The sequence below is a fragment of the Deltaproteobacteria bacterium genome, assembly GCA_019308905.1.
In the GTDB taxonomy this organism is placed as follows: domain Bacteria; phylum Desulfobacterota; class BSN033; order WVXP01; family WVXP01; genus JAFDHF01.
In genome coordinates this window covers 1-7,035 of the sequence record JAFDHF010000118.1, presented here as the reverse complement: position 1 = coordinate 7,035, position 7,035 = coordinate 1, and the positions used below count along the sequence as shown (strand labels likewise).

4 protein-coding genes and 1 pseudogene are annotated in these 7,035 nt (G+C 53.5%); all 5 read right to left on the bottom strand.

From position 1 onward, the window contains the following. Positions 1–1,078: 1,078 nt before the first annotated feature. Positions 1,079–2,309, bottom strand: a pseudogene (locus tag JRJ26_20155) (serine/threonine protein kinase). Positions 2,310–2,606: 297 nt separating this feature from the next. Then, a complete protein-coding gene (locus tag JRJ26_20150; GenBank protein MBW2059804.1) occupies positions 2,607–3,344 on the bottom strand; it encodes an ABC transporter permease in 738 nt (245 codons plus the stop codon). A 72-nt stretch (positions 3,345–3,416) separates the two neighbouring features. Next, on the bottom strand, positions 3,417–4,325 hold the full coding sequence (locus JRJ26_20145) for an ABC transporter permease (protein ID MBW2059803.1): 909 nt from the start codon (positions 4,323–4,325) through the stop codon (positions 3,417–3,419). Positions 4,326–4,448: 123 nt separating this feature from the next. Beyond that, a complete protein-coding gene (locus tag JRJ26_20140; protein ID MBW2059802.1) occupies positions 4,449–5,534 on the bottom strand; it encodes an ABC transporter ATP-binding protein in 1,086 nt (361 codons plus the stop codon). Positions 5,535–5,622: 88 nt separating this feature from the next. Then, positions 5,623–6,759, bottom strand: a complete 1,137-nt coding sequence (locus JRJ26_20135) for an extracellular solute-binding protein (GenBank protein MBW2059801.1) — start codon at positions 6,757–6,759, stop codon at positions 5,623–5,625. Positions 6,760–7,035 lie beyond the last annotated feature (276 nt).

Genomic DNA, 7,035 nt, shown 5'->3' with positions numbered 1-7,035 from the left:
AATACCAAGGTCCACGGAAACACGTTACCGTATGGCTGGCTAGGCACGCATTATTCTATGGGGCGTAAGATTTTCTCGGGAAATGCGGTCTCCGGGGTCTGGGCCTACCAAGCAAGTGATTACAAATTCCCTGGCAAATCCAACCACTCGATGCCGCCCGAGTGGCCGGGCTGGGAGGTGCCTTGATATGGATGAATGACAATACTTGCTGATGCGGGAGTGAAGGCGGGTCAAAGTAGCCTGCCTTTTTCTTTATCATCTTTGGTTTTACCCCATGATGGAAAAGAAGAGGAGTGCTCGACCACTAGAGGCAAATTCTGCTACTATCCGACTATGAAAAGCCCGAGACCAGTCGCCACTGGAAAACAGGCGGCAATGATGATTCGGTACGCCTTGAAGGAACAATCTTTCTATTCTCTGATTGAGCATCATGACTTCTGTGTGGAGATTCCTCCTCGTTCAGGTGGCCATCTCCATCAGTTCCATACGAATCCGTAGAATCCGGCGTATAGAATCCGATCGAATCCGTCGAATCCGGAATCCGGGACGCATATGATTTTATGCTTTACTTCTTGTTCTTGTCAATTTCCATCGTTCGATGGACATATGCCAAGAAGAACGAGGATAGATCCTGCCGGTGCCATCCATCACATCGTCATCCGACATCCCCAACCATGTTCATTGGCTCTGTCCTTGGTCGTGGCAAGGATCCCCACATTTCAAATCGCGAAATCTGCTTTGCTACTGGGCCAATCGTGAACCGGGAATGAGCACGGTTGAGTCGTCACGTCGCATGGGGGTTTCCCAGTCAGCGGTAAGCAGGGCATCGTTGAGGGGTGAAAAAATTGCTGTTAAAAGTAACTTCCGCCTATGAACCATAGCCTAACAAAGTTTTCCATAAAATCATAGGCGTCCCCTAATGCCTACTAATGCCCGCCTAATGCCCGCCAATGTCTGAGAGGCCGCTCAAACCGGCCGGCCTCTCTCCTTAACAGGGATCGTTTAATCTGTCGAGTCAGAACCCCTCGATCTGTTTTGGGAAGTAGTCCTCACAGGTTCCCTCCCTGTAAACGTCAGCTCAGAACCCCTCGATCTGTTTTGGGAAGTAGTCCTCACAGGTTCCCTCCCTGTAAACGTCAGCCGTAGCGCAGTGGAGACCTCCTCCAAAGGGATAGGCATCTCTAAAGGGAACGGGAATGACCTCGAAGCCGAGCTTATCAAACTGTTCCATCTGATGGACCTCACTTGCCTCAACACAGACCGTCTTGGGGTCGAGGATGAGTACGTTCATCGAAAGCCAGACGCTTGAGTAACACAGGGGGGGTGGGGTCTTGTGGGCTGGCTGGGCCGCGTCTATGATCTCCCAGCCGTTGATCTCGAATAGCTTTCTCTGGTCTTCTGGAAGTCGCCGATTCGGGTTGTTGATACAGAGGCCGGGGCGAACCGGCACAAAGGTAGCATCGATATGAATCGGGTATGGATCGCCAGGGAAGTTCACGGCATGGATTCGGTGCTCAGGAAAGTGGCGTCTCAGCCAATCCACGGCCTTCAGGTTGGTTGTAAATCCATGCTGGGGAAACAGATCCTTGCCCATGCGGCAGACATCGGCTGCGTCGAACAGGGGTTCCTCTTCTGTGGTCACGAAGAATTTCTCCGCGGTCCACTTGAGTCTCTGCTCAATAGTGATCTTTTGGTTAAAGTAGTCCGGTCTGTAGTCCGCATCCGTCAACCTCGGCTTCGGGGCAGCTTCCCACCTCATCTCCGGGTCTTCCTCGAAATACCTCTGGAGCAAAGGCCTGTACGCCAGGTATTCGAACCACCGACACCTGTAGGACATGGTGGCCTCGAGGATCTCTTTTCCGACTGTAAGGAGCACGTCCCTTGGTGGCATACACCCGAACATGGAGTTGACTCTCCAATCAGGGGTCCCAATGGCCTGGTTCCACTGAAGCGGTGTCGGCCTGTCAACCCGAACCCCTCTCTCCTCAAGGATCCTGGCGAAATTATCGAGTTGCGCGTTAGCCTTCTCAACGGTCGCCTGAGGCCGCGGACCGTGCATGCCCTTCCCGAACCCCTCTCTCCTCAAGGATCCTGGCGAAATTATCGAGTTGCGCGTTAGCCTTCTCAACGGTCGCCTGAGGCCGCGGACCGTGCATGCCCTTCATGTCACTGTCTTCGGGCACTTTGGCATCGAGGGCCGGCTCAGGCCACGGAATGCAACAGTAATCCGCTTTGCCAACGATGACATGCTTCAGCGGATCCCATTCGTTCCATGAGTTCACGATTGTTCTTTGGACATGACTTTCCATGGTTCCCTCCACTCAATACTTGAAATTCTGCAGGTCCTTGCAGTATCTACCCGGTCGCCCCTGAAAAACGGGGGTTCTCCTTTCTGAAAAAACTCTCTCACCCGTTCCAAAGCCTCCCTCGCCTCGACCTCCCAGAACCCGGCGGCCTTGGACAATGGCAACTCACCTCTTCAGGAGAGGCTCTCCACGGCAAGAGCTCTGACCCGGAAACTTCGTAATCTTTCCTCCACGGCCATTTCTCTCAGACACGATAACCTGGTGTGAGGCATACAGGCCCGCCATAGGTGTGCCCGCTATTCATTTCTTGCGCAAGAAGTGCTGTGCGACCACCGGAAGACTGATCGTGACAATAAGCATCACCGTGGCAAGGACATTTATCTGAGGATTCAGCTCTGTCCTGATCATTGAGAATACGAGGATCGGGACCGTAGTAGCATGGGGTGTCGCCAGGAACTGGGTCGCTGGAAATTCATCAAAAGAGATGGTAAAAGCCAACATCATTCCGCCGATAATTCCGGGAGCGATGATCGGAAGGGTAACGGCCCTAAAGGTCTGAAGACGGTTGGCACCGAGATTCATGGCGGCTTCCTCAAGGGATCGATCAAAGCCTGCCAGACGAGCGCAGACGACTACAACCACATAGGGAATCGTCAGGAGGGTATGAGCCATGACAAGACCCACAAAACCCCTCGGGAAGTGGACAAAATCGAAGAAAGAGAGGAGAGCCACCCCGAAAACTACGCCCGAGATGACCATGGGTGCAAAGATCACCGCATTAAGCATCTCCTTTCTTTTGAAATCTGACCGGACGATTGCAAAAGACGCCAGGGTTCCGATGATCCCCGACAGAACAGCCGATACCATTCCCAGGGCGAGGCTGGTACGGAGCGCGGCCAGGAGCCTATAGTTGGTTAGAAATCTCAGATACCACTTGAAACTGAACCCCGGCATGGGGAATGAGACGATGTCCCTGGGATGGAAAGACATGAGAATCACAACCACGATGGGAGCAAAGATAAAGATATAGACTCCCACGGTGAACCACCTGACGAACCATTCCCCTGTAAAAACCCGCCTCAATCTGACATGATCCCCCTTTCTCCGATTCTACGCACTCAGAATACGCCTTATGCCGATCAAACGGTCGTACATCAAGATAAATACAATCATGAGCCCCAGATATATGATGGAAGCAGCGGAACCGAAAGGCCAGTCAAAGAGGTTGAGAAACCGCTGGGTGATCACCATTGTGATCATCAGGTCTTCGGGGCCTCCCAGAAGGGCAGGAGTGATGTAGGATCCCACGGTCAATACAAATACCAGAAGACACCCCCCGGCAATGCCCGGCATGCTGAGGGGAAGGGTGACCCTCCAGAAAGCCTGGAGCGAATTGGCGCCGAGGTTTTTCGCTGCGTCCACCAGGTTGAAGTCGATCTTGTCGATGGTCGAAAAGAGGGGCAGGACCATGAAGGGGAGGACCCAGTGAACCAGGCCGAGAACCACGGCGAACTCGCTGTAAAGAAGTTTGAGAGGTTGCGAGATGATACCGAGTTTCATGAGGTAGACATTGATGATGCCCTCTCTTCCGAGAATGAGAATCCATGAATAAGTGCGGATGAGAAAACTCGTCCAGAAGGGGACAATCAACAGGATAATCAGCAGGGTCCTGTGCCTAGACTTACTCGTGGCTATGTAATAGGCTGGAATGTACGCGACGAGAAGCGTTCCGGCGGTGACTTCTATCCCGATCACAAGGGACTTGATCAAAACCCTCCGGTAAACGGGTGTCGTCAGGAAATGGATATAGTTCTTTAGGGAGAAAGTGTACTCAATGGTTCCCCCAAATCCCCTGAGGCAGAAGCTGTAGAAGAGGATGATAAGGATGGGTACAACCAGGAAGGCGACCACCCAAAAAAGGATGGGGCCCAGCTGAATCGCCAGGGCGAACCGCTTATTGTCGGTCAGACGCTCAAGCACACCCGTCTTCTCTGCCAGCGTCTCTTTGAAAGCCCTCATACAAACCCGCTCCCGCCTTCACCTCTTTCCGCCAAGAGCCTCCCTCTTCCCTGGCGTGAGCCCCCGCAGGAATGGCGGGCTGGGAAGAAACTACTCCCAATCGATCGATACATAGATAGGTTTTCAGCTTTTCAGGATAATACAACTCGTGAAACGGATCTCTAAATCGACCGAACCTCCTCTGCTATGGGGCGCCATCTCCTCGGTCTGTTCAATGGCGAGGAGGGTCTCTTGATTATCGAGCCGGAGGTAGTAGTATATGTTACTCCCGAGATAGCTGACGTTTTCGATCGTTCCCCTGAGAACGTTCATCCCCCCTTCACGGTGTTTTCTGGAGCTCTTCTCCGACACCCTGATCCGTTCGGCACGGATGAGGACCTTGACCGTATCGCCCTCTTCAACCCCTTCTCTAACAACCGCTCCGAGGGTGAGGCCCCCTTTAAGTTGAACAACCGCCTCATCTGCCTGAATGGAGAGTACCTTGCACTCGAAGAGGTTGGATTGTCCCAGGAATCGGCCCACAAAGAGTGATTGTGGGTTCTCATAGACCTCAAAGGGGGTCCCCGTCTGCACGATCTCCCCTTCGTTCATAACAATGACCCTGTCAGACAGAGTGAGGGCCTCTTCCTGATCGTGGGTGACGAAGATGGAGGTTATCCCCACTTCCTGTTGAATCTGCCTCAATTCGACGCGAAGCCCCTCGCGAAGCTTTGCATCCAGGTTTGAAAGGGGCTCATCAAGAAGCAACACTTTTGGCTTGATCACCAGCGCCCTGGCCAAAGCGATTCGCTGCTGCTGCCCGCCGCTCAGCTCGGAAGGTTTCCGATCCTCGAGCCCTGGCAACCGCACCAGTCGCAGCATCTCTCGCACGCGTTGCTCTATCTCGTTCTTGGGCGTCTTTCGGTATCTCAAGCCGAAGGCGATATTGTCAAAAACCGTCATGTGGGGGAAGAGGGCGTAGTTCTGAAAGACCATTCCCGTGTCCCGCTGATAGGGGGGCAGATCATTGACCTTTCTGCCCTGAATAAAGATCTCCCCTGCCGTGGGTTCTATGAAACCAGCGATCATACGGAGAGTCGTTGTCTTTCCGCACCCACTCGGGCCCAAGAATGAGACGAACTCCCCCTCTTCCACCTCGATCGACAAATCCTTCACAGCCGTGAACGATCCAAAGGTCTTTGTGACATTCCTCAGTTCAAGATCTTTCACGAAAGGGGCCTCTCTCAAGGCGTGAGGAGACCCGCAAAGACCATAAGGCCTTTCCGAACTCCCTCACGTCTCGGGTTCTCGCTCCGCGCTATCCACCCATCTTGATCTCGTTGAACTTCTCCGTCCACTCCGCGTTGTGCTTCTCCTTGTATGCGTAGTCGACGAATTTGTATTTCTGAAGCGTTCCCGTGGGGTCGAAGTCCGGGAGACTTCTGATCGTCTCCGTGACTTTGTATTTTGAAGGATCCAGAGAGCATGGATACTTCGTCAATTCGGACATGCGGGCCGCGATTTCCGGTTTGAGCATGAAGTTCATAAGGACTTCGACGGTATACTTCTTCTTCGAGCCCTTCGGGATACACCAGGCCTCCACCCAGGTGCTCGCCCCTTCTTTGGGTATCACATACTCTACAGGAACGCCCTGAAGCTTGAGATTGAGGGTTCTTCCACTCCAGAATTCACCGAGATAGATCTCCCTGTTGGTGAAGAGCTGCTGCATCTCCATCCCGGAACTCCAGTATTTCAGGACGAGTTTGTGTTGTTGCCTGACCGCGTCCCAGAGGGCATCGTAGTCGGTGATATTGTTCGGGTCCTGCCCCAGGTAAAGGGCCGTTGTAAAAACCCGGTACCAGGCCATTTCGTTCATGGAGATCTTCTTGGCGTACTTCTTGTCCCAGCAGGGTGCCCACGAGTCTGGTTTGGGCTCCACCTTCTCGGTGTTGTAAGTCAGGGCCGTCGTGCCGAACACGCTGGAGACCGAACGGATCCTCCCGTCCATCTTGATCCCCGGATCGTAGATGGGCTTCTGGAGGGGTTTCATCATGTTCGTGAAATTCGGTATGTTCTCAAGATCAAGGGGTTCGAAGAGCCCCTGCAGTACTCCTGGGTAGAAGCCGCTTTCGTTGATGGTGATAAGATCGTACGCACCGGCACCCCCTGCCCTGATTTTTGCCAGGATCTCCTCCTCGCCGCCGTGACTGCTCTGCAGTATCTCAACACCGTACTCCTTTGTAAAGGGGTCAAGCACCGCCTTGGTCAGGTTCTCCTGCCAACTGCCCCCATATGAACTGAATGAGATACTCTTTGCCAGCTTAGATCTGTCGACCTCGGCCTTGCCTAGGATAACCGAGGGGAAACCGATCCCCGCGGCCGCCGCTGCACCCGCGGCACCGAGTCCCTTGAGAAAAGTCCTCCTGCTGACGTCATGATTCTTCTTCCTTTTCATGGTGCTAATCCTCCTTGGTTTGAAAAAGAACTCACCCCCTCATCACTATGGGAACAGTCATCTCACCCTCTTTCCGCAAAGGGCCGGCCTCTGGTCTGTTCGCCTTACTCTTCACCGACCCATTTCGATTCTCCCGCCTCTGCGCGGAGAGCCTCGCCTCATGAAGCCTTCTTGTCCGCCTTTTCGGCGATCTTTTTCATCTCCTCCATCAGCTTCTCGTCCATGGGCTCGGGCTGATGGGTCTCCAGGATCTGATCCATCTTCTCCTTCACCCTG

What these genes read in the sequence shown, in the direction of transcription:
- JRJ26_20145 (MBW2059803.1), bottom strand. Translation starts at nt 4,325, where the DNA reads ATGAGGGCTTTCAAAGAGACGCTGGCAGAGAAGACGGGTGTGCTTGAG.
- JRJ26_20135 (MBW2059801.1), bottom strand. Translation starts at nt 6,759, where the DNA reads ATGAAAAGGAAGAAGAATCATGACGTCAGCAGGAGGACTTTTCTCAAG.